The organism is Streptomyces sp. NBC_00647, assembly GCF_045207245.1.
Lineage (GTDB): Bacteria > Actinomycetota > Actinomycetes > Streptomycetales > Streptomycetaceae > Streptomyces.
In genome coordinates this window covers 5,693,444-5,714,112 of the sequence record NZ_CP109040.1, presented here as the reverse complement: position 1 = coordinate 5,714,112, position 20,669 = coordinate 5,693,444, and the positions used below count along the sequence as shown (strand labels likewise).

Genomic DNA, 20,669 nt, shown 5'->3' with positions numbered 1-20,669 from the left:
CCCCGTTCGTACTCCGTTTCCGCCGCCCGAACCCCGTCACGTCCCCGCGTCCCTTCCGTCCGAAGGACTCGTTGCACTCCACGTGTCCCGAGGAAATCCCTCCGTCCCGGACCGAATCGGCCCGCGGCCTCCCTCGCTCCCGTCCCGAAGCAGTCCCCTCAGCCGCTCCCACCCCCGCTCGTACGTGAAGGCGTCCTCACCCCACCGCAGGGCCGGCACCGTCACCACCAGCCCCGAGGGGTCGCGTTCCAGCACATGCACCTCGGCGATCCGGCGTCGTCCGGCCCGGTCCCGCACGAGATGCAGGACAACGGAAAGCGCCGCCGCCAACTGGCTGTGCAGGGCCGCCCGGTCGAGCCCGGCCGCAGTGCCCAGGGCCTCCAGCCGGGCCGGGACCTGCGCCGCCGCGTTCGCGTGGACCGTGCCGGAGCCGCCCTCATGGCCGGTATTCAGAGCGGCCAGCAACGAGACGACCTCGGGACCGCGCACCTCGCCGACCACCAGCCGGTCCGGTCTCATCCGCAGGGCCTGCCGGACGAGATCGTGGAGCGCGACGAGTCCGACGCCCTCCTGGTTGGCCGGCCGCCCTTCCAGACGCACCACATGCGGATGGTCGGGCCGCAGCTCCGCCGAGTCCTCGGCGAGCACGATCCGCTCACCGGGACCCACCAGCCCCAGCAACGCGCTCAGCAAGGTCGTCTTCCCTGAGCCTGTGCCCCCACTGATGAGGAAGGACAACCGGGCGTCCAACAGCGCTCTGAGCACCCGGTCCCCGCCGGGCGGCACCGTCCCTGCCGCAACCAGCTCGTCGAGGGTGAACGCGCGCGGCCGTACGACACGCAGGGAGAGGCAGGTGGAGCCGACGGCGACCGGTGGCAGTACCGCGTGCAGTCGTGTCCCGTCCGGCAGCCGGGCGTCCACCCAGGGGCGGGCGTCGTCGAGCCTTCTGCCGGCCACAGCGGCGAGGCGTTGAGCGAGACGTCGTACGGCTGTCGCGTCCGGAAAGGTCACGGCGGTCAGTTCCAGGCCGCCGCCCCGGTCGACCCACACCCGGTCGGGCGCCGACACCAGCACATCGGTCACCGACGGGTCGGCGAGCAGCGGTTCCAGCGGGCCGCTGCCGACCAGCTCGGACCGCAACCGCTCGGCCGCGCCGAGGACTTCGGCATCCCCGAGGACCCGCCCCTGTTCGCGCAACGCCTGCGCCACGCGCGCGGGGGTCGGCTCGGAGCCGCTCTCCGCCAGCCACTGCCGCACGCCGTCCAGCAGCCCCGCACGTCCGTCCGCCCCGCCGCCGGGCCCGTCCCACTGCTCCGTGCCTCCGGGCAGGGAGCCTCCTGGGCCGTCCCGAGCGTCCGTCCGGCGGGAGAGGTAGCGCCTGGGCCCGTCCCTCGCCTCCGTCCACCCGTACGAGGAGCTCTCATGGGTGACCCGGGGCCTCGGGCCCGGTCGCCTGCCGAGTCCTCCGGCGGGTTCTGTGCCCGTGGCGGCCTCCCTGTTCATACGCCCCCTCCTTCGACCGGAACCCGCTGCCAGAAGGTCGCGCAGAACCGGGCCAGAGGCCCCCTCGGCATGCTCCCCGGAGGCGGTCCGCCGTCCAACGGGAAAGGTTCGGCGGGCACTTCGCCCACCAGGGGCAGGTCGAGCAGGCGGGCGACCTCGCGGTCGTCGAGGCCCGGTGCGTAAGGGCCCCGCACCACGACCCGGAGATCGCGCAGGACCATGCCGACCGCGGACACCACCCGCCCGGCCGCCGCGATGGAGCGCAGGTCGGCCGGGACCACCACCAACCCCATGTCGAGCTGGGCGAGGATCTCGGCGACTCCCTCGTCGATGCGGCGGGGCAGGTCGACGATCACCGCGCCCCCGCGCCGTCTGGCGGCGGCCAGCACCGCACGTACCGCCTGCGGAGGAATGGTGACCGCGTCGCTCCGGTCCCAGCTCAGGACCCGCAACGCGTGCAGTTCGGGCAGGGACTCCTCCAGCGCGCCGCCGCCGACCCTGCCGCGGGACGCGGCGAACGCCGGCCAGCGCAGGCCCTCGGAAGCCTCTCCGCCCAGGAGTACGTCGAGTCCGCCGCCTAGGGGGTCCGCGTCCACAAGCAGGGTGCGCTTCCCCTCACGCGCCGAGGTGAGGGCGAGCGCGCAGGCCAGCGTGGAGGCCCCGGCCCCGCCGCGGCCGCCGAGTACGCCGACGGCGAGGGCGGGCCGGCCGACTCCTTCTGTCACGTCGGCGATGCGGTCGACAAGCCATTGCTCGCCGTCCGGCAGCACAAGGACGTGGTCGGCGCCGATCTCGACTGCGCGCCGCCAGACTCCGGAATCGTCCTGATCCCGGCCGACCAGCACCACTCCCCTTCTCCGCACGGCCCTCCGCACACGCGGTGCGGCGTCGTCTCCCACGAGGACGAGGGGTGCCGCCTCCCAGCTGCCCCTGCGTTCCGGAATCCCCGGGTGGACCTCGGGGCGTGCTCCCGCCGCCGCGCACAGGCGCAGCAGGTCGTCGAGGAGGTCGACGTCCTCGGTGACGATCAATGGTCCGCCCTGCCGCCCCTCGGCGGTGGGCGACCGGTCATGGGTGATGGCTCCCGCCACGATCTCCAGCCCCCTTCGCTGCTTCCTGCGCGGGGCCCTCCAGGACCCCGCCATTCCCGCTCGTGCGAAGAACCGGCAAGCGGCCTCCATACGAACGGCCGATACGAACCGGCCAAACGCGTCCGACAAACGGAACCGGCCATGAACTGGCCGCGAACGGAGCGCGTGGGAATCACGGTGCAGCGATCCCGGAAATCGTGTGGATCTTGGTCGAAAACTGTGGACAACTCAGCGGCTGTGAATATCGCCTTCACCCCTACCGGTGAGCGCTCAACGACTTCCGCAGAGCATCCCAACGGCTACGCACAGTGACGAATCACGGGGACGCGAAGAAGGCGGAATCAACGGTGCCGAGAAGGCTTCGGGGCCGCGCAGAAGAGGGGAAAACCCATCCGGACATGCGACGACCCCCGCCGGGGGGGAGAGCGGGGGTCGTCCCCACGGCCGACTCGGGGGGGGAGGAGTCGGACCGGGTTAGCACGGTCGCGAACGATCCGTGACTTCCATGGTGTACCCGAGAGCCCTCTCAGGCAAACCCACGCGCCTCACCTTACGCCGAATGGTGGGCCCTATGCTCAACCTCGTGGAAAACCACTCCTTGCCTCGTACAGCAGCCTTCTTTGACCTGGACAAGACGGTCATTGCGAAGTCGAGCACGCTCACCTTCAGCAAGTCTTTCTACCAAGGCGGTCTGATCAACCGCAGGGCGGCCTTGCGCACCGCATACATCCAGTTCGTGTTCCTGGCGGGCGGCGCCGACCACGACCAGATGGAGCGGATGCGCAAGTACCTGTCCGCGATGTGCCGCGGGTGGAACGTCCAGCAGGTCAAGGAGATCGTCGCCGAGACACTGCACGACCTCATCGACCCGATCATCTACGACGAGGCCGCGTCGCTCATCGAGCAGCACCACAAGGCCGGCCGCGACGTCGTGATCGTGTCCACGTCGGGTGCCGAGGTGGTCGAGCCGATCGGCGAACTGCTCGGCGCGGACCGTGTGGTGGCGACCCGCCTGGTCGTCGGCGAGGACGGGTGCTTCACCGGCGAGGTGGAGTACTACGCCTATGGGCCGACCAAGGCCGAAGCGATCAAGGAGCTGGCCGCGTCCGAGGGCTACGACCTCCCCCGCTGCTACGCCTACAGCGACTCGGCGACCGATCTGCCGATGCTGGAGGCCGTCGGGCATCCGCACGCGGTGAATCCGGATCGCACACTGCGCCGCGAGGCGGTCGCCCGCGCGTGGCCCATCCTGGACTTCCACCGTCCGGTCCGGCTGAAGCAGCGGCTGCCCGCTCTGTCCGTACCTCCCCGGCCCGCACTGGTCGCGGCGGCCGCGATAGGAGCGGCGGCGGCCACGGCAGGGCTCGTCTGGTACGCCAGTCGGCGCCGCGCGTCGGTCGCGTGAGCCGTCACGCGTACGCGTGCGGCTTATTAATGTCCATTACTCACCCTTTTGAAGCTAAAAGTAAAGAAGTGCGGTCAGGGGTTCCGCTTCCTCCGGACCTGGAGTACAAAGGGGTTAGCGGCCCGCGAGACCAAGGACATCCGAGAGGATCACCTTCAAACGCAACCCGGCCCCACGGACCGAGCACGAACATCGAGCACCCACGCGACGTCGACCCGTCGATTACGGGCCAGCCGCACCAGGTGACGGGCAGAAGTTCCCGACCTGATGGGCAATTTTCGAGGACGCTTGGTAACCCGGTGAACGTGCCAGCGGCGGTACGAGAACTCGTACCGCCGCAACCCTTTTCGGGGAGTCGCGCGCCCGCTACGCGGCGCCGCGCTGGAGCGCCTCACAGACCGCGGCGGACTCCCTGACACCCAGCTCGACAGCCCTGCCGCAGTGGGCGATCCAGGCAGCCATGCCGTCCGGGGTTCCCGAGACGTAGCCGTCCAGTGCCGCGAGGTAGGCCGCACGGCCGAGTTCCGCGTGACCGACCTCCGCCGGACAGATGGACTTCGGGTCCAGACCGCTGCCGATCAGGACGATGCGCTCCGCCGCGCGCGCGACCAGGCCGTTGTGCGAGGTGAAGGGGCGCAGGGCGATCAGTTCACCGTGGACGACGGCCGCCGTGACCAGAGCGGGGGCCGAGCCACCCGCGATGATGAGCTGCGAAAGGCCTTCCAGACGGCCGGCGACCTCGTTCGCGTCGGGCAGCGGCAGCTCCACCAGAGGCTCGTCCACCCGCTCCCCGTTCTGCCGCGGCCGGCCGACCTCGTCACCCTGATCGGCCGCCGCCACCAGGTGCAGCCTGGCCAGCACACGGAGGGGCGACTGCCGCCAGATGGACAGGAGTTGACCCGCCTCCGAGGTCAGCCGCAGGGCGGCGCCGACCGTGCGACCCTCGTCGTCCGCGCTGAAGTCTGTACGCCGACGCACCTCCTCGAGGGCCCAGTCGGCACCGGACAGCGCCGCGGAACCCCGGGCCCCGCGCAACGCCGCCTCGGACGTGATCTCGTTGCCGCGACGCCGCATGATCCGGTGGCCGTAGACCCGGTCCACGGCCTTGCGGACGGATTCCACGGATTCGGCCACCCCGGGAAGCGAACCCAGGACCGCGAGCGGATCGGCGGTCGCACCTGTCGTACTCATGAGTACGACATTACGCACCCAGAGACCGCACCCCACGAAGGAGTGGTCTTCTTCACGCGCCGCGAGCACCCAGAGCTACTGTCGCACTACCCTTGGTGAACATGAAAATTGCTTTCGTCGGGAAAGGCGGCAGTGGCAAGACCACACTGTCGTCGCTCTTCATCCGCCACCTCGCCGCTTCAGGGGCACCGGTCGTCGCCGTCGACGCCGACATCAACCAGCACCTGGGGGCCGCGCTCGGGCTCGAAGAAACGGAGGCCGCCGCACTGCCCGCCATGGGCGAGAGGCTGCCGCTGATCAAGGACTACCTCCGCGGTTCCAATCCGCGCATCACGTCCGCCGAGACGATGATCAAGACGACCCCGCCCGGTGCGGGCTCCCGGCTGCTGCGCGTCGATGAGGCCAATCCGGTGTACGACGCCTGCGCCCGGCCGGTGGAACTCGACGGCGGAGCGGTCCGTTTGATGGTCACCGGCCCATTCACCGAGGCCGATTTGGGGGTGGCTTGCTACCACTCCAAGACCGGTGCTGTGGAGCTCTGCCTGAACCATCTCGTCGACGGCCCGGGCGAGTACGTCGTCGTCGACATGACGGCGGGTTCCGATTCCTTCGCGTCCGGCTTGTTCACCCGCTTCGACATCACGTTCCTCGTCGCCGAACCGACCCGGAAGGGAGTCTCCGTCTATCGCCAGTACAGGGAGTACGCCCGCGACTTCGGCGTCGTCCTGAAGGTCGTCGGCAACAAGGTGCAGGGCCAGGACGACATCGACTTCCTTCGAGCCGAGGTCGGTGACGACCTCCTGGTCACGGTCGGGCACTCGGACTGGGTACGCGCCATGGAGAAGGGCCGCCCACCCCGGTTCGAGCTCCTGGAGGAGGCCAACCGGCTTTCGCTGCACGCCTTGCGGACCGCCGCCGACGCCACGTACGAACTGCGCGACTGGGAGCGGTACACGAGCCAGATGGTGCAGTTCCACCTGAAGAACGCCATCAGTTGGGGCAACACCAAGACCGGAGCGGACCTCGCGGAACAGGTCGACCCCGGCTTCGTACTCGGCGAGAGTCCGATGGCAGCGGCGTGAGCGGCCGGCCGGCCCGGAGCGTCACAACGGGATGAGCGACAGGCCGGCCCGGGGCACCGCTACGGCTTGGCCGCCGGCGCCCCGGGGACGCCCTTCGGGGCGGGGGCCGGGTGGCCCGAGAGGAAGGATGTCCAGCCCTGCTTCGGCGCTTCACCGACATCGAGGCCGCGGAGCTTGTCGAGGGTGACCGGGTCCTGGGCGTCGAGCCAGTCGGCGAGCTGCCTGAAGGAGACACAGCGCACGTCGGCCTTGGTGCAGACGCGCTCGACGACCTCGTCTACAGCACGCATGTAGTTGCCGCCGTTCCAGGACTCGAAGTGGTTCCCGATGATCAGCGGAGCGCGGTTGCCGTCGTAGGCGCGGTCGAAGCCCCTGAGCAGGCCGTCACGCATCTGATCCCCCCAGAACCGCTGCTTGCCGGAGTCGCCCTGGGTCTGGGTGCCCGACTGGTTGACCATGAAGTTGTAGTCCATGGTGAGCTGCTCATAGGAGTGACCGGGGAAGGGCACGAGCTGCATCGACAGGTCCCACAGGCCCTTCTCCTTCTTCGGCCAGAGCTGATTGTTGACACCGCTGGTGTCGTAGCGGAAGCCCAGCTCGTGGGCCGCCTTCATGAAGTTCTGCCGGCCCTCCAGACAGGGGGTGCGGGCACCGATGAGTTCCTTGTCGTAGTCGAAGGGCAGTGATGCCGCCCCCGTCAGGCCCGCGTTGGTCTTCCAGGACTTCACGAACGACTTCGCCTGGGCGATCTCGCTCTTCCAGTCCGCGACCGACCACTGGCCGACCCCGCCTTCGGTACCGCAGAAGTGGCCGTTGAAGTGCGTACCGATCTCGTTGCCCTCCAGCCACGCACCACGCAGTTGCTTCGCGGTGTCCTTGATGCCCTGCTCGTCGTTGAAGCCGATCTCCGAGCTGCCGGGCGAGTGCTGCGGCGGCCGGTACAGGTCGCGCTTGTCCTCCGGCAGCATGTACACGCCGCTCAGGAAGTACGTCATCGTCGCCTTGTTGGCCTTGGAGAGCTTCCGGAAGTGGGAGAAGAGCTTCTGGCTGTCCTCGCCAGCGCCGTCCCAGGAGAAGACCACGAACTGCGGGGGCTTCTGACCCGGCTCCAGCCGTTCGGGCCGGGGGAGATGCGGCTGCGCCCCGGTGTACGAGGTGGAACCGTCACCGATCAGACGGACCGCGGCCCGGGGTGCCGCAGGGGCCCCCGCCGCCTTCCTCGCACCGTGGGCACCTTCCTGGGAAGCGGTGGTACCGCCCGCACAACCGGCGAGCGCCGTGGCGCAGGCCGCGGCGAGTGCTACACCCGTGGCGATCCTCTGGGTGGCGGCCATCTTCCGCCCTCCTTTTTCTCGGTCGGGTCAACGCCGATCAGGGCGCTATCGCGGTTATGTGCAGCTATGCACCGACAGCGCCGTCAAGGTTTCACGGGACCGAGAAGTAATAAGTACGACAAGCCGATCAAAAGACCACTTCACCCTGAAGGGTGATTGAATGCCCCATTTGCTCCTATATTCGACATAAAGCCTTTACTCTGCATTACGATCCGTTTACCGAGCGTTGAAAATCCCGCCGCTGCACGCCGTGACCCACGGCCGCGACCCGCCCCCCGCCGATATGGACGGGGGACCACCTGTTCCGCGACCGCGCTGCCCCGGAGGAGACGGGAACCATGTCTGCCTGCGTCCCCACTCGCGCCGCCGATTCGACTCGGCCCGCGCACGTCCACCCACCCCACAGCCCCCCGCCGATCCCGCCCCGCCGCTTCCGTATCGCGGGCGCGGATCTGTCGGCCTCGATCGCCGTCTTCCTGATCGCCCTGCCGCTGTCACTCGGCATCGCCCTCGCCACCGGCGCGCCGCTCCAGGCCGGCCTCGTCGCCGCCGCCGTCGGCGGACTCGTCGCGGGACGCCTCGGCGGCTCACCGCTCCAGGTGAGCGGACCCGCCGCCGGGCTCACGGTCGTCACCGCCGAGCTCATCCACCACTACGGCTGGCGCGCGACCTGTGCCATCACCGTGCTCGCCGGAATCACCCAACTGGGCCTCGGCTGCCTGCGCGTGGCCCGCACGGCCCTGGCCGTCAGCCCCGCGATCGTGCACGGCATGCTCGCCGGAATCGGCGTGACCATCGCCGTCGCCCAGCTGCACATCGTGCTGGGAGGCATCCCGCAGAGCTCCGTCCTGGACAACCTCGTCGCGCTGCCGGACCAAGTGGCGCGTATGCACCCCGCAGCGGTGTCGATGAGCGCGCTGACACTGGCGCTGCTGTTCGCCTGGCCGCGTATCCCCGGGCGCACCGGGCGGATGCTGCGCAAGGTTCCCGCCGCACTGGTCGCCGTCGCCGGAGCCACAGCGACCGCCTCCCTCGCCGGGCTGACGCTGCCCAGAGTCGACCTGCCGTCCTGGAGCAGCCACGCACTGGCCGGGCTGCCCGAAGGCCCGGTGCTCGGCATCGCCGCCGCCGTCCTCACCGTGACGCTGGTGTGCAGCGTGCAGTCACTGCTCGGCGCCGTCGCGGTGGACAAGCTGGTGAGCGGCCGCCCGGAACTCCAGGCACACGTGGGCCGTTCCCGACTCGACCGGGAACTGCTCGGGCAGGGCGCTGCCAACCTCGTGTCCGGCGCGCTCGGCGGACTGCCGGTCGCCGGCGTCGCGGTGCGCAGTTCCGCGAATGTGCAAGCAGGTGCCGTCAGCCGGAACTCCACGATGCTGCATGGCGTTTTCGTAGTAGTTGCCGCGCTGCTGATGGTCCCGATCCTGGAGCTGATCCCCCTCGCATCGCTCGCCGCCCTGGTGATGGCCGTCGGCATCCAGATGGTGTCCCTGCACCACATCCGCACGGTCACCCGCCACCGCGAAGTGCTGGTCTACGCCGTCACCACGCTCGGCGTCGTGTTCCTCGGAGTTCTCGAGGGCGTGGCGCTGGGGGTCTCCGTGGCCGTCGGCGTCGCCCTGCACCGTCTCGGACGCACCCGGATCACCCACGACGAGAAGGAAGGAGTCCATCACGTACACGTACGAGGGCAGTTGACGTTCCTCGCGGTGCCTCGGCTCAGCCGCGCCCTGCATCTGGTGCCCCGAGGGGCGGACACCGTCGTCGAGTTGGACGGCTCGTTCATGGACCACGCCGCGTACGAGTCGCTGCACGACTGGCAGAGCACGCACACCGCCCAGGGTGGCACGGTCGAGCTCACCGGCCGGACCGGACAGCGGATCGCCGAACCCACGAATTCCACGCACTGCCGCTGCCGGCCCTGGACTCCCTGGCGGAATCATCAGTGCGAGGCCTCCGCCGTCCCAGGGTCCGCTGCGTCGCATGACCCTTCGGCCGGGCAGGACGAGGGGACCGGCGAGGCCAGACCGAGCGGACACCAACTGGCGCGCGGGATCAGCGCGTTCCAGCGCAACACCGCACCCCTGGTACGCGATGAGCTGGCCCGGCTCGCACGGGAGGGACAACGGCCGTCCCAACTGTTCCTGACCTGTGCCGACTCTCGGCTCGTCACCTCGATGATCACCTCCAGTGGTCCGGGAGACCTGTTCGTCGTACGAAATGTGGGCAACCTCGTGCCGATGCCCGGAGAGGAGAGCGGGGACGACTCCGTGGCCGCGGCCATCGAGTACGCGGTGGACGTGCTGAAGGTGCGGTCCATCACGGTCTGCGGGCACTCCGGGTGCGGAGCCATGCAGGCCCTGCTGGCCTCGGAGCCCGGAGGGGCGCTCACGCCGCTCAAGCGGTGGCTGCGGCACGGGCAGCCGAGCCTGGACCGGATGGCCGCCAAGGACAGGCCGTGGGCGCGGCTCGCCGGACGGGCGCCCGCCGACACGGTGGAGCAGCTCTGTCTGACCAATGTGATGCAGCAGTTGGAGCACCTGCGGGCGCACGAGTCCGTGGCGCGGGCCCTGCGGGAGGGCGTGCTCGAGCTGCACGGAATGTACTTCCACGTGGGTGAGGCCCAGGCGTATCTGCTGGCCGACGCCGACGGGGCCGAGCTGTTCGATCATGTGGGCGCGGCAGAGGATCTGCGGCATCCGGCGTGATCGCACATGGTGCGCGGCCCCGGTCGGCAGGGCCGCGCACCACATACAACCCCCCGCTCTCGGCACGTCGGCCCCGGCCGGCTACGGCGGCTACGGCGGCTACGGCGGCTACGGCGGCTACGGCGGCTACGGCGGCTACGGCGGCTACGGCGGCTACGGCGAGGGGATCGTCGACACGCCCGGTCGCGAAACGGGATGCGGGGGTGGGGGTGGGGGTGGGGGTGGGGGAGATCTTGGCCGGCAGGGGAAGATGTACCGGGCGTATCGCGCGCGGGGCCAGGAGAAGCGTTCGGCGTGTGATGGTTCCTGCCTCCGCCGAGGGAGGCGGAGGGACTCCCCCCTCCCTCACCGTTCCTCGGGTCCCTCACCGTTCCTCGGGTCAGTCGGCCCAGTGGGCGTGGCCGATGCGCGCGGTCAATGTGCGCCGTCGATGTCCTTGGTCGTTGCGCGCTGTCGATGCGCCCGTCGATGCGCGCGGTCGAAGTGAACCCGGTGGCCGGTGCGTACGTGCCCCAGGGTGCGGACTTCGTGTGTTCTCGTGAGAGGCGCCGGGCCGTGCCGCGGGGCGAGGACGTGCCGCGCGGACCGAAGCCCCGGGCCGGCGACACAGGATAGGTCTAAACCAATTTCGGATCGGGCCTTGTCACCGAGCCCCCCGGTCTGATGAGCTGTGGCCTGGGACACAACGGACACCCTGGGAAAGGGAGATGTCGTGAGCAACGAAAGCCTGGCCAACCTGTTGAAGGAAGAACGCAGGTTTGCGCCGCCCGCCGACCTGGCGGCGAACGCCAATGTCACCGCGGAGGCGTATGAGCAGGCCAAGGCTGACAGGCTCGGCTTCTGGGCCGAGCAGGCCCGCCGCCTGACCTGGGCCACCGAGCCGACCGAGACGCTGGACTGGTCGAATCCGCCGTTCGCGAAGTGGTTCGCCGACGGAAAGCTGAACGTCACGTACAACTGCGTGGACCGGCATGTCGAGGCCGGGAACGGCGACCGCGTCGCCATCCACTTCGAGGGTGAGCCGGGCGACAGCCGGGCCATCACCTACGCCGAGCTCAAGGACGAGGTGTCGAAGGCCGCGAACGCCCTCACCGAACTGGGTGTCGGCAAGGGCGACCGGGTCGCCGTCTACCTGCCGATGATTCCCGAGGCCGTCGTCGCGATGCTGGCCTGCGCCCGTATCGGCGCCGCGCACTCGGTGGTCTTCGGCGGGTTCTCCGCGGACGCGATCGCCACCCGCATCCAGGACGCCGACGCCAAGCTGGTCATCACCTCCGACGGGGGCTACCGGCGCGGAAAGCCGTCGGCGCTGAAGCCGGCCGTCGACGACGCGGTGAGCCGGGTCGACGGGGTCGACAAGGTGCTGGTCGTCCGTCGTACCGGCGAGGACGTCGCCTGGACCGAGGGCCGCGACGTGTGGTGGCACGACATCGTGGGACGGCAGTCGGCCGAGCACACTCCGGAGGCGTTCGACGCCGAGCACCCGCTGTTCATCCTCTACACCTCCGGGACCACCGGGAAGCCGAAGGGCATCCTGCACACCTCGGGTGGCTACCTCACGCAGGCCTCGTACACCCACCACGCCGTCTTCGACCTCAAGCCGGAGACCGACGTGTACTGGTGCACGGCCGACATCGGCTGGGTCACCGGGCACTCGTACATCACGTACGGACCGCTCTCGAACGGCGCGACGCAGGTGATGTACGAAGGGACGCCGGACACGCCGCACCAGGGCCGGTTCTGGGAGATCGTCCAGAAGTACGGGGTGACGATCCTCTACACGGCGCCCACGGCCATCCGTACGTTCATGAAGTGGGGCGACGACATCCCCGCGAAGTTCGATCTGTCGTCGCTGCGGGTGCTCGGGTCGGTCGGCGAACCGATCAACCCCGAAGCGTGGATCTGGTACCGCAAGCACATCGGCGGGGACCGTACGCCGATCGTCGACACCTGGTGGCAGACGGAGACCGGCGCGATGATGATCTCGCCGCTGCCCGGAGTCACCGAGACGAAGCCGGGGTCGGCACAGCGGGCCCTGCCCGGCATCGCGGCGACGGTGGTCGACGACGAGGCGAACGAGGTGCCCGACGGAGGTGGCGGTTACCTCGTGCTGACCGAGCCGTGGCCGTCCATGCTGCGCACGATCTGGGGCGACGACCAGCGGTTCCTGGACACGTACTGGTCGCGTTTCGAGGGGAAGTACTTCGCCGGGGACGGGGCCAAGAAGGACGACGACGGCGACATCTGGCTGCTCGGGCGCGTCGACGACGTGATGCTCGTGTCCGGGCACAACATCTCGACGACCGAGGTCGAGTCAGCGCTCGTCTCCCACCCGTCGGTCGCCGAAGCGGCGGTCGTGGGTGCGGCGGACGAGACGACGGGGCAGGCGATCGTGGCCTTCGTCATCCTGCGCGGGACGGCTTCCGCCGAGGACGCCGGACTGGTGGCGGACCTGCGCAACCACGTGGGCACCACGCTCGGTCCGATCGCCAAGCCGAAGCGCGTCCTGCCGGTGGCCGAGCTGCCGAAGACCCGGTCGGGGAAGATCATGCGCCGCCTGCTGCGCGACGTGGCCGAGAACCGCGAGCTCGGTGACGTCACGACGCTCACCGACTCCACGGTGATGGACCTGATCCAGGCGAAGCTGCCGGCCGCGCCCAGCGAGGACTGACGCGGGGTCACCCCCGCCCGGCCCTGAGGGGTGTGGGAGCACTGGGTGCTCCCACACCCCTCGCGTCGTCCGGGAGGGCCGCCACCGAGCCGCCGAAGTGCCCCTCTCAGCCCAACCGGCAGCCCTCCGCGTCCGGTTTCGCCGTAGTGTGAAGATCCCGCAGCGACCCGGCCGCATCTTAGGTAAAGTAAGCAAAGCGTCAAAGACGCGACAAGATCGTTCATGGTGTGCCGGGAAGTCTGGTCGGCGAGTGCTTTGTCCTGCCTGCTGGACCGGAGGTCCTCACCGTGGCCGCGCCCCCTTCCACCGCCCGCAAGTTCTTCGGCCGCATGTCCCTGCCCGAGCGGAACTTCGTGGCGGACGCGCTGCGCGCCGAGACCGTGGGCGGGGTGCTGCTGCTGATCGCGGCGATCGCGGCGCTGATCTGGGCGAACACCCTGCCGGACAGCTACGAGACCGTCTCGCACTACCACTTCGGGCCGGCCGCGCTCGGACTCGATCTGTCCGTGGAGCACTGGGCGGCCGACGGACTGCTGGCCGTGTTCTTCTTCGTCGCCGGGATCGAGCTGAAGCGCGAGCTGGTCGCCGGGGATCTGCGGGACCCGAAGGCCGCGGTACTGCCCGTGGTCGCCGCGGTCTGCGGCATGGCCGTTCCCGCGCTCGTCTATGTGCTGACCAACGTGTTCGGCAACGGTTCACTCGAAGGCTGGGCGGTCCCCACCGCCACCGACATCGCCTTCGCGCTCGCCGTGCTCGCCGTCATCGGGACGTCGCTGCCGTCCGCGCTGCGCGCCTTCCTGCTCACCCTCGCCGTCGTCGACGACCTGTTCGCGATCCTGATCATCGCGGTCTTCTTCACCGACTCCATCGACTTCGCCGCGCTCGGCGGGGCGGTCGTGGGCCTCGGCGTCTTCTGGCTGCTGCTCCGCAAGGGCGTACGCGGCTGGTACGTGTACGTCCCGCTCGCCCTGGTGATCTGGGGCCTGATGTACAACAGCGGCATCCACGCCACCATCGCCGGAGTCGCGATGGGCCTGATGCTGCGATGCCACCCGCACGAGGGCGAGGAGCACTCCCCCGGCGAACACATCGAACATCTGGTGCGCCCGGTGTCGGCGGGACTCGCCGTGCCGCTGTTCGCCCTGTTCAGCGCGGGTGTCTCGATCTCCGGCGGGGCGATCGGCGAGGTGTTCACCCGGCCCGAGACACTCGGCGTGGTGCTCGGACTCGTCGTCGGCAAGGCGGTCGGCATCTTCGGCGGTACGTGGCTGACGGCCCGGTTCACCCGGGCCTCGCTCAGCGACGACCTGGAATGGGCGGACGTCGCCGCCGTCGCCACCCTCGCCGGAATCGGCTTCACCGTCTCCCTGCTCATCGGCGAACTCGCCTTCGAAGGCAACACGAGCCTCACCGACGAGACCAAGGCCGCCGTCCTGATCGGCTCGTTCATCGCGGCCGTGCTCGCCACGGCGCTGCTGAAGCTGCGCAACGCCAAGTACCGCGCGATGTGCGAGGACGAGGAGCGCGACGAGGACCTCGACGGCATCCCGGACATCTATGAACAGGACAACCCCGCGTACCACCTGCGCATGGCCGCCATCTACGAGCGGAAGGCCGCGGAGCATCGCAGGCTTGCCGAAGTGGCGGGTGGGGCAAGCGAGGGGAACGACGGTCCGGCATGATCTGACAGGACCGCACAAACACATGCAGAAGAGGGAGATCGCGATGAGCGCACCCGACGGCAGCCCGGTCGGCGCCGAACGCAGCATCGGCCAGCTGGTCGCCTCGGCGACGACCGAGATGTCCGCACTGGTGCACGACGAAATCGCCCTGGCGAAGGCGCAGCTCAAGCAGGACGTCAAGCGCGGCGCGGTCAGCGGGGGCGCGTTCTCGGCGGCCGGCGCGGTGCTGATCTTCTCCCTGCCGATGCTCAGCTTCGCCCTCGCGTACGGCATCCGGACCTGGAGCGACTGGAATCTCGCGATCTGCTTCCTGCTGTCGTTCGCGGCGAACGTGCTGGTCGCGGCCGTGCTCGCACTGGTCGGTGTGATCTTCGCGAAGAAGGTCAAGAAGAGCCAGGGCCCGCAGAAGGTGGCCGCCTCCGTGAAGGAGACGGCGGGTGTTCTGCCGAACGCCAAGCCGCACCCGCGGCCCGAGCCGGTCGAGGACGTCGTCAAGGCTGTGGCACGCTCATCCTCATGACGGACCCCGCCACACCTTCGGCGCAACCCACCTCGGCCGTACGGATCGACCTTCCCGGCGGACGCAAAGTGATCCACCGGGACGTGGCCGCCAACGGCGCGCGTTTCCACATCGCCGAGCTCGGCGATGGGCCGCTCGTCCTGCTGCTGCACGGCTTCCCGCAGTTCTGGTGGACCTGGCGGCACCAGCTCACCGCGCTCGCGGACGCCGGGTTCCGGGCCGTGGCCATGGACCTGCGGGGCGTCGGCGGCAGCGACCGCACCCCGCGCGGTTACGACCCGGCCAACCTCGCGCTCGACATCACCGGGGTCGTACGGTCCCTCGGCGAGCCCGACGCCGCGTTGGTCGGCCACGATCTCGGCGGCTATCTGGCGTGGACGGCGGCCGTCATGCGGCCCAAGCTCGTCCGCCGGCTCGTGGTGTCGTCCATGCCGCATCCGCGGCGCTGGCGCTCCGCCATGCTCTCCGACGTCAAGCAGACCGCGGCGGGCTCGTACATCTGGGGATTCCAGCGCCCCTGGATCCCGGAGCGCCAACTCCTCGCGGACGACGGCGCCCTGGTGGGCCGTCTGGTACGGGACTGGTCGGGGCCGCGGCAGCCGGACGACGACACCGTGGAGGCGTACCGCCGTGCCATGTGCATCCCGTCGACCGCGCACTGCTCCATCGAGCCGTACCGGTGGATGGTGCGGTCCATGGCGCGCCCGGACGGCATCCAGTTCAACCGGCGCATGAAGCGGCCGGTGCGGGTGCCGACGCTGCATCTGCACGGCTCGCTCGATCCGGTGATGCGGACGCGGAGCGCGGCGGGTTCCGGAGAGTACGTCGAAGCGCCGTACCGCTGGCGGCTGTTCGACGGGCTCGGGCACTTCCCGCACGAAGAGGATCCGGTCGCCTTCTCCACCGAACTGGTCAACTGGCTGAAGGATCCGGAACCCGACCGGTGACGCTCCGGTCACCCTTGCGTGACCGCCCGAACGCGCCCGGTTCATGCCCGGAAATACGGACGGTGAACGCCTGTTCCTCGAACGGCCAATTGCCTCGCGCATAGGCCAATTGAGGGGCTGGGGCGAGGTTATCGACCTTGGGGCGGGGGCAGACGTCGGGGTATGGGCTGGACGCACGACTACAGTGACGCAGCACGCAATCGCCGCTCGGCCACGGGTCTGAGCTCCCATCAGAGGGGCACCCCGCAGCTGACAGGCACGGATCCTCGCGTGGGGATTCCGCACATTCTGCGCCGCAGGGCCCGATGGGTCTCGATGCGGCTGCGCCATCCACGCGGCTGAGGCCCTGCCCGCCGGTCAGAGCGCGCAGCTGTCGCTGTCCACCTGCTGGTTGGCCGTACGCCCCTCGGCGATGTCCTCCCGGATCTCGTCCGCGGTGAGCGCGTAGCCGGTGTCGGCGTCGTCGAGCGACTTCGCGAAGACCACGCCGTAGACCTTGCCGTCGGGTGTCAGCAGCGGTCCGCCGGAGTTGCCCTGACGGACCGTCGCGTACAGCGAGTAGACGTCGCGGCGCACCGTCTTGCGGTGGTAGATGTCCGGGCCGTTGGCCGTGATGCGGCCGCGCACGCGCGCGGGCTGGACGTTGTACGAGCCGTTCTGCGGGAAGCCCGCGACGATCGCGCTGTCGCCGCTGCTCGCGTCCTTCGTGCTGAACCGCAGCACGGGCGCCTTCAGGTCCGGTACGTCGAGTACGGCGATGTCGCGTTCCCAGTCGTACAGGACGACCGTGGCGTCGTACTTCTTGCCCTCGCCGCCTATCTGGACGGTGGGCTCGTCGACTCCGCCGACCACGTGCGCGTTGGTCATCACCCGGCGGTCGCTGAAGACGAAGCCGGTGCCTTCAAGGACCTTGCCGCAGCTCTGGGCGGTGCCCATGACCTTGACGATGGAATTCTGCGAGCGGGTGGCGACGGGGCTGCCGGCGAGCGCCGGGTCGGGCGGCTTGACCTCGGTGATGGGCTCGTTGGCGAACGGGCTGAAGACCTGCGGGAAGCCGTTCTGGGCGAGGACCGAGGAGAAGTCGGCGAACCAGGTGTTGGCCTGGGAGGGCAGCGCGCGGGACACGCCGAGCAGCACCTTGGAGCTGCGGACCTCCTTGCCGAGCGTCGGCAGCGTGGTGCCGGCGAGGGCCGAGCCGATCAGCCAGGCGACGAGCAGCATCGCCACGACGTTCACCAGGGCGCCGCCGGTCGCGTCCAGGGCTCTGGCGGGGGACCAGGTGATGTACCGGCGCAGCTTGTTGCCGAGGTGGGTGGTGAGGGCCTGGCCGACGGAGGCGCAGACGATCACGACGACCACCGCGACGACGGCCGCGGTCGTGCTCACCTCGCTGTCGTCGGTCGCCCAGCCCCAGATGACCGGGAGCAGGTAGACGGCGACGAGACCACCGCCCAGGAAGCCGATCACCGACAGGATGCCGACGACGAAGCCCTGGCGATAGCCCACGATCGCGAACCACACAGCGGCGACCAGCAACAAAATGTCCAGCACATTCACGAAGGTCACCTTGTCATGCGCGCCAGTCGAGCGGGACCTGCTTATCGCGGTCCCACGGGCGCTCCCAGCCCGCGAAGTGCAGGATCTTGTCGATCACCCCGGCGGTAAAACCCCAGACCAGGGCCGATTCGACCAGAAATGCCGGACCCCGGTGACCGCTGGGATGCACGGTGGTCGCGCGGTTCGCCGGGTCCGTGAGATCCGCCACGGGGACGGTGAAGACGCGGGCCGTCTCGCCCGGGTCGACGACGCCGACCGGGGTCGGGCGGCGCCACCACCCGAGGACCGGGGTGACCACGAAGCCGCTGACCGGGATGTACAGCTTGGGCAGCACGCCGAAGAGCTGGACGCCGCTCGGGTCGAGGCCGGTCTCCTCCTCGGCCTCGCGCAGGGCGGCCCGCAGCGGCCCGTCGGCCTTCGGGTCGCCGTCCTCGGGGTCGAGCGCGCCGCCGGGAAAGGACGGCTGCCCGGCGTGCGATCTGAGGGTGCCGGCGCGCTCCATGAGCAGCAGCTCGGGGCCGCGGCCGCCCTCGCCGAACAGGATGAGCACCGCGGACTGACGGCCCGTGCCGTTCGCCGGCGGCAGGAAGCGGCTCAGTTGGAGCGGTTCCACCGTCTCCGCGGCGTGCGCGACCGGGCCCAGCCAGTCGGGCAGACCGTCCTTGCTGAGGACCACCGGCCCGCCCTGCGTGTTGCTCGCGTCCTGTGTGTTGCCTGCGCGCTTCATCGCCACCCCCGTTCTGCTGTTCCCAACGCCCGCCGGGGCCGTGTTCGTTCCGTCATCCGGCGCCCAGTGGGGGTGCGGGGATGCCGCCCGCGTCCAGATAGGACTGCGGGGGGTTGAGCCGCTGGCCGGGGAAGCCGCCCTTCTCGTACTTCAGGAGCTTCTGCGCCTTCTCGGGGTCGGTCTCGCCCTCCCCGTACGCCGGGCAGAGCGGGGCGATGGGGCAGGCGCCACAGGCGGGCTTCCGGGCGTGGCAGATGCGGCGGCCGTGGAAGATCACGTGGTGCGACAGCATGGTCCACTCGCTCTTCGGGAAGAGCCCGCCGACGGCCGCCTCGATCTTGTCCGGGTCGGTCTCCGCGGTCCACTGCCAGCGCCGCACCAGCCGCTGGAAATGGGTGTCCACGGTGATCCCGGGCCGCCCGAAGGCGTTGCCGAGCACGACGAAGGCGGTCTTGCGGCCCACTCCGGGCAGTTTGACGAGGTCTTCGAGGCGGCCGGGCACTTCGCCCCCGAAGTCGTCCCGCAGGGCCTTGGAGAGCCCTATGACGGACTTGGTCTTGGCCCGGAAGAACCCGGTCGGGCGCAGGATCTCCTCGACCTCCTCCGGGTTGGCCTCGGCGAGGTCGTCGGGAGTGGGGTACTTGGCGAAGAGCGCCGGCGTCGTCTGGTTCACCCGCAGGTCGGTCGTCTGGGCGGACAGGACCGTGGCGACGATCAGCTGGAAGGGGTTCTGGAAGTCCAGCTCCGGGTGGGCGTACGGGTACACCTCGGCCAGCTCGCGGTTGATGCGGCGGGCCCGGCGGACGAGAGCGGTGTGCGATTCGTTCCGCGGCGGCTCGGGGGCGGCGCGCGGCACGGGCGCCGCCTTCTTGGCGACAGCTCCGGCGGACCCGGCCTTCTCGGAGGCCGCCTTCGCCGACACGGCTTTCTTGGAGGCCGCCTTCTTGGACGCCGCCTTTTTGGCGACGGCCTTCGTCGGCGTCACCTTCCTGGCGGCCGTTTTCGCGGGCGTCACCTTCCTGGCGGCCGTCTTCGCGGGCGTCGCCTTTTTGGCCGTCTGACGGGCGGTCTTCTTCGCGCCCTCCTCGGCGACCGCCTTCGGTTCCGCCTTCCGTGCCGTCTTCACCGGCGTCGACTCTGTCGCTTTTGTCGTTTCTTTGGTTCCGTCGGGGGCCTGTTCGCCCACAGCGGAATCGCGACGTACAACCACCCGCCCAGCCCCCTTGGCCTGTGCTCTCACCGGCGATTTGGACACCCGGCCAGCCTAGAGCCCGGCACCGACATCCGCCCCGGACCCTGAAGATCGGCCCCCAATTGGCCCCCTGCCGCACTCGTTGGGACGCCAGTGCGGCAGACTTGTGACTGATCACACTGTTTGGACCGTCCGGCAAGATGGGGAACACGGTCCCCTGGTACCAAGGGGGAGCAAGATCCCCTGAGCAGGTCGACAAGGAGAGAACTCGTGGACGACGTTCTGCGGCGCGCCCCGCTCTTCGCGGCGCTCGATGACGAGCAGGCCGCGGAGCTCCGCGCCTCCATGAGTGAGGTGACCCTCGCGCGAGGCGACGCTCTCTTCCATGAGGGCGACCCCGGCGACCGCCTCTATGTGGTCACCGAGGGCAAGGTGAAGCTCCACCGCACCTCACCCGACGGGCGCGAGAACATGCTGGCCGTCCTCGGCCCCGGTGAGCTGATCGGCGAGCTGTCGCTGTTCGACCCGGGTCCGCGCACGGCGACCGCCACCGCACTCACCGAGGTCAAGCTGCTCGGCCTCGGCCACGGCGACCTCCAGCCGTGGCTGAACGCGCGGCCCGAGGTGGCCGCGGCGCTGCTGCGCGCCGTCGCACGGCGCCTGCGCAAGACCAACGACCAGATGTCCGACCTGGTCTTCTCCGACGTGCCCGGCCGTGTCGCGCGCGCCCTGCTCGACCTGTCGCGCCGCTTCGGCGTGCAGTCCGAAGAGGGCATCCACGTCGTGCACGACCTGACACAGGAAGAGTTGGCCCAGTTGGTCGGCGCCTCCCGCGAGACCGTCAACAAGGCGCTCGCCGACTTCGCGGGCCGCGGCTGGCTCCGCCTGGAGGCCCGCGCGGTGATCCTCCTGGACGTGGAGCGGCTCGCCAAGCGCTCGCGCTGACACCTTCCGCCGTACGTCGACGGGGTCCCGCCTTCTTCCGAGGCGGGGCCCCGTCGTCGTCGCCCGTGCCTGCCCCTTCCCGCCGTCACCCCTGCCCGCCCTCCGGGTCTCACA

General features: G+C 69.8%; 16 protein-coding genes and 1 pseudogene. 9 read left to right on the top strand and 8 right to left on the bottom strand.

Annotated features, from left to right (window positions below; all coding sequences use genetic code 11):
• Nucleotides 1-36 precede the first annotated feature (36 nt).
• From OG788_RS25130 to ssd, 3 genes and pseudogenes are all read right to left on the bottom strand, one after another.
• Nucleotides 37-1,503 (bottom strand): TadA family conjugal transfer-associated ATPase, encoded by a 1,467-nt coding sequence (locus OG788_RS25130; protein WP_406373596.1) that lies wholly within the window; start codon nt 1,501-1,503, stop codon nt 37-39.
• A complete protein-coding gene (locus OG788_RS25125) occupies nt 1,421-1,711 on the bottom strand; it encodes a hypothetical protein (protein ID WP_406376834.1) in 291 nt (96 codons plus the stop codon). Before OG788_RS25125 ends, OG788_RS25130 begins: the two co-directional genes overlap by 83 nt.
• A pseudogene (gene ssd / locus OG788_RS25120) lies at nt 1,596-2,648 on the bottom strand (septum site-determining protein Ssd); the annotation flags it as partial. The gene OG788_RS25125 and the pseudogene ssd, both read right to left, overlap by 116 nt.
• A gap of 517 nt (nt 2,649-3,165) precedes the next feature.
• On the opposite strand from ssd, the gene OG788_RS25115 reads away from it, so the two are divergent.
• A complete protein-coding gene (locus OG788_RS25115) occupies nt 3,166-3,999 on the top strand; it encodes an HAD family hydrolase (protein WP_351543113.1) in 834 nt (277 codons plus the stop codon).
• 366 nt (nt 4,000-4,365) lie between these two features.
• Here the strand turns inward: OG788_RS25115 and OG788_RS25110 are convergent, their stop codons facing one another.
• Nucleotides 4,366-5,190: an oxidoreductase gene (locus OG788_RS25110; protein ID WP_351543110.1), complete on the bottom strand. Its 825-nt coding sequence runs from the start codon at nt 5,188-5,190 to the stop codon at nt 4,366-4,368.
• 101 nt (nt 5,191-5,291) lie between these two features.
• On the opposite strand from OG788_RS25110, the gene OG788_RS25105 reads away from it, so the two are divergent.
• Nucleotides 5,292-6,272, top strand: a complete 981-nt coding sequence (locus OG788_RS25105) for an ATP-binding protein (RefSeq protein WP_406373594.1) — start codon at nt 5,292-5,294, stop codon at nt 6,270-6,272.
• 59 nt (nt 6,273-6,331) lie between these two features.
• Here OG788_RS25105 and OG788_RS25100 read toward each other — a convergent pair whose 3' ends face one another.
• Nucleotides 6,332-7,606, bottom strand: coding sequence for a hypothetical protein (locus tag OG788_RS25100; RefSeq protein WP_406373592.1), 1,275 nt, complete (start codon nt 7,604-7,606; stop codon nt 6,332-6,334).
• Between the two features lie 338 nt (nt 7,607-7,944).
• On the opposite strand from OG788_RS25100, the gene OG788_RS25095 reads away from it, so the two are divergent.
• The 6 genes from OG788_RS25095 (at nt 7,945) to OG788_RS25070 (ending at nt 16,476) form a co-directional block, all read left to right on the top strand.
• The gene (locus OG788_RS25095; protein WP_406373591.1) at nt 7,945-10,314 is read left to right on the top strand and encodes a SulP family inorganic anion transporter; all 2,370 of its coding nucleotides are present in this window, start codon (nt 7,945-7,947) and stop codon (nt 10,312-10,314) included.
• Nucleotides 10,315-10,984: 670 nt separating this feature from the next.
• Nucleotides 10,985-12,985: an acetate--CoA ligase gene (gene acs / locus OG788_RS25090; protein ID WP_406373590.1), complete on the top strand. Its 2,001-nt coding sequence runs from the start codon at nt 10,985-10,987 to the stop codon at nt 12,983-12,985.
• A 287-nt stretch (nt 12,986-13,272) separates the two neighbouring features.
• On the top strand, nt 13,273-14,667 hold the full coding sequence (nhaA, locus tag OG788_RS25085; protein WP_406373588.1) for a Na+/H+ antiporter NhaA: 1,395 nt from the start codon (nt 13,273-13,275) through the stop codon (nt 14,665-14,667).
• Between the two features lie 43 nt (nt 14,668-14,710).
• Nucleotides 14,711-15,187: a phage holin family protein gene (locus tag OG788_RS25080; protein ID WP_351543093.1), complete on the top strand. Its 477-nt coding sequence runs from the start codon at nt 14,711-14,713 to the stop codon at nt 15,185-15,187.
• Entirely contained in the window at nt 15,184-16,134 is a 951-nt protein-coding gene (locus OG788_RS25075) for an alpha/beta hydrolase (protein ID WP_351543090.1), read from the top strand. The genes OG788_RS25080 and OG788_RS25075 overlap by 4 nt, the downstream gene beginning before the upstream one ends.
• Before the next feature lie 162 nt (nt 16,135-16,296).
• Nucleotides 16,297-16,476 carry a hypothetical protein gene (locus OG788_RS25070; RefSeq protein ID WP_266761078.1) on the top strand — a complete coding sequence of 60 codons (180 nt, stop codon included), beginning with the start codon at nt 16,297-16,299 and terminating at the stop codon, nt 16,474-16,476.
• A 15-nt stretch (nt 16,477-16,491) separates the two neighbouring features.
• Here OG788_RS25070 and OG788_RS25065 read toward each other — a convergent pair whose 3' ends face one another.
• From OG788_RS25065 to nth, 3 genes are read right to left on the bottom strand one after another with little or no spacing between them, the layout of a single operon-like run.
• Nucleotides 16,492-17,691, bottom strand: coding sequence for a MarP family serine protease (locus tag OG788_RS25065; protein WP_351543086.1), 1,200 nt, complete (start codon nt 17,689-17,691; stop codon nt 16,492-16,494).
• A gap of 13 nt (nt 17,692-17,704) precedes the next feature.
• Complete coding sequence (locus OG788_RS25060) at nt 17,705-18,418, bottom strand: NUDIX hydrolase (protein WP_406373585.1); 714 nt, start codon at nt 18,416-18,418, stop codon at nt 17,705-17,707.
• A 52-nt stretch (nt 18,419-18,470) separates the two neighbouring features.
• On the bottom strand, nt 18,471-19,544 hold the full coding sequence (gene nth, locus OG788_RS25055; protein ID WP_406373583.1) for an endonuclease III: 1,074 nt from the start codon (nt 19,542-19,544) through the stop codon (nt 18,471-18,473).
• A gap of 336 nt (nt 19,545-19,880) precedes the next feature.
• Here nth and OG788_RS25050 point away from each other — a divergent pair, with 336 nt between their 5' ends.
• Nucleotides 19,881-20,555, top strand: a complete 675-nt coding sequence (locus OG788_RS25050) for a Crp/Fnr family transcriptional regulator (RefSeq protein ID WP_006382668.1) — start codon at nt 19,881-19,883, stop codon at nt 20,553-20,555.
• The last annotated feature ends 114 nt before the right edge of the window (nt 20,556-20,669 follow it).

Coding starts and splice junctions, on each gene's coding strand:
- OG788_RS25080 (WP_351543093.1), top strand. CDS start 14,711: ATGAGCGCACCCGACGGCAGCCCGGTCGGCGCCGAACGCAGCATCGGC.
- OG788_RS25100 (WP_406373592.1), bottom strand. CDS start 7,606: ATGGCCGCCACCCAGAGGATCGCCACGGGTGTAGCACTCGCCGCGGCC.
- OG788_RS25060 (WP_406373585.1), bottom strand. CDS start 18,418: ATGAAGCGCGCAGGCAACACACAGGACGCGAGCAACACGCAGGGCGGG.
- OG788_RS25095 (WP_406373591.1), top strand. CDS start 7,945: ATGTCTGCCTGCGTCCCCACTCGCGCCGCCGATTCGACTCGGCCCGCG.
- OG788_RS25070 (WP_266761078.1), top strand. CDS start 16,297: ATGGGCTGGACGCACGACTACAGTGACGCAGCACGCAATCGCCGCTCG.
- OG788_RS25105 (WP_406373594.1), top strand. CDS start 5,292: ATGAAAATTGCTTTCGTCGGGAAAGGCGGCAGTGGCAAGACCACACTG.
- OG788_RS25115 (WP_351543113.1), top strand. CDS start 3,166: ATGCTCAACCTCGTGGAAAACCACTCCTTGCCTCGTACAGCAGCCTTC.
- OG788_RS25130 (WP_406373596.1), bottom strand. CDS start 1,503: ATGAACAGGGAGGCCGCCACGGGCACAGAACCCGCCGGAGGACTCGGC.
- OG788_RS25110 (WP_351543110.1), bottom strand. CDS start 5,190: ATGAGTACGACAGGTGCGACCGCCGATCCGCTCGCGGTCCTGGGTTCG.
- OG788_RS25075 (WP_351543090.1), top strand. CDS start 15,184: ATGACGGACCCCGCCACACCTTCGGCGCAACCCACCTCGGCCGTACGG.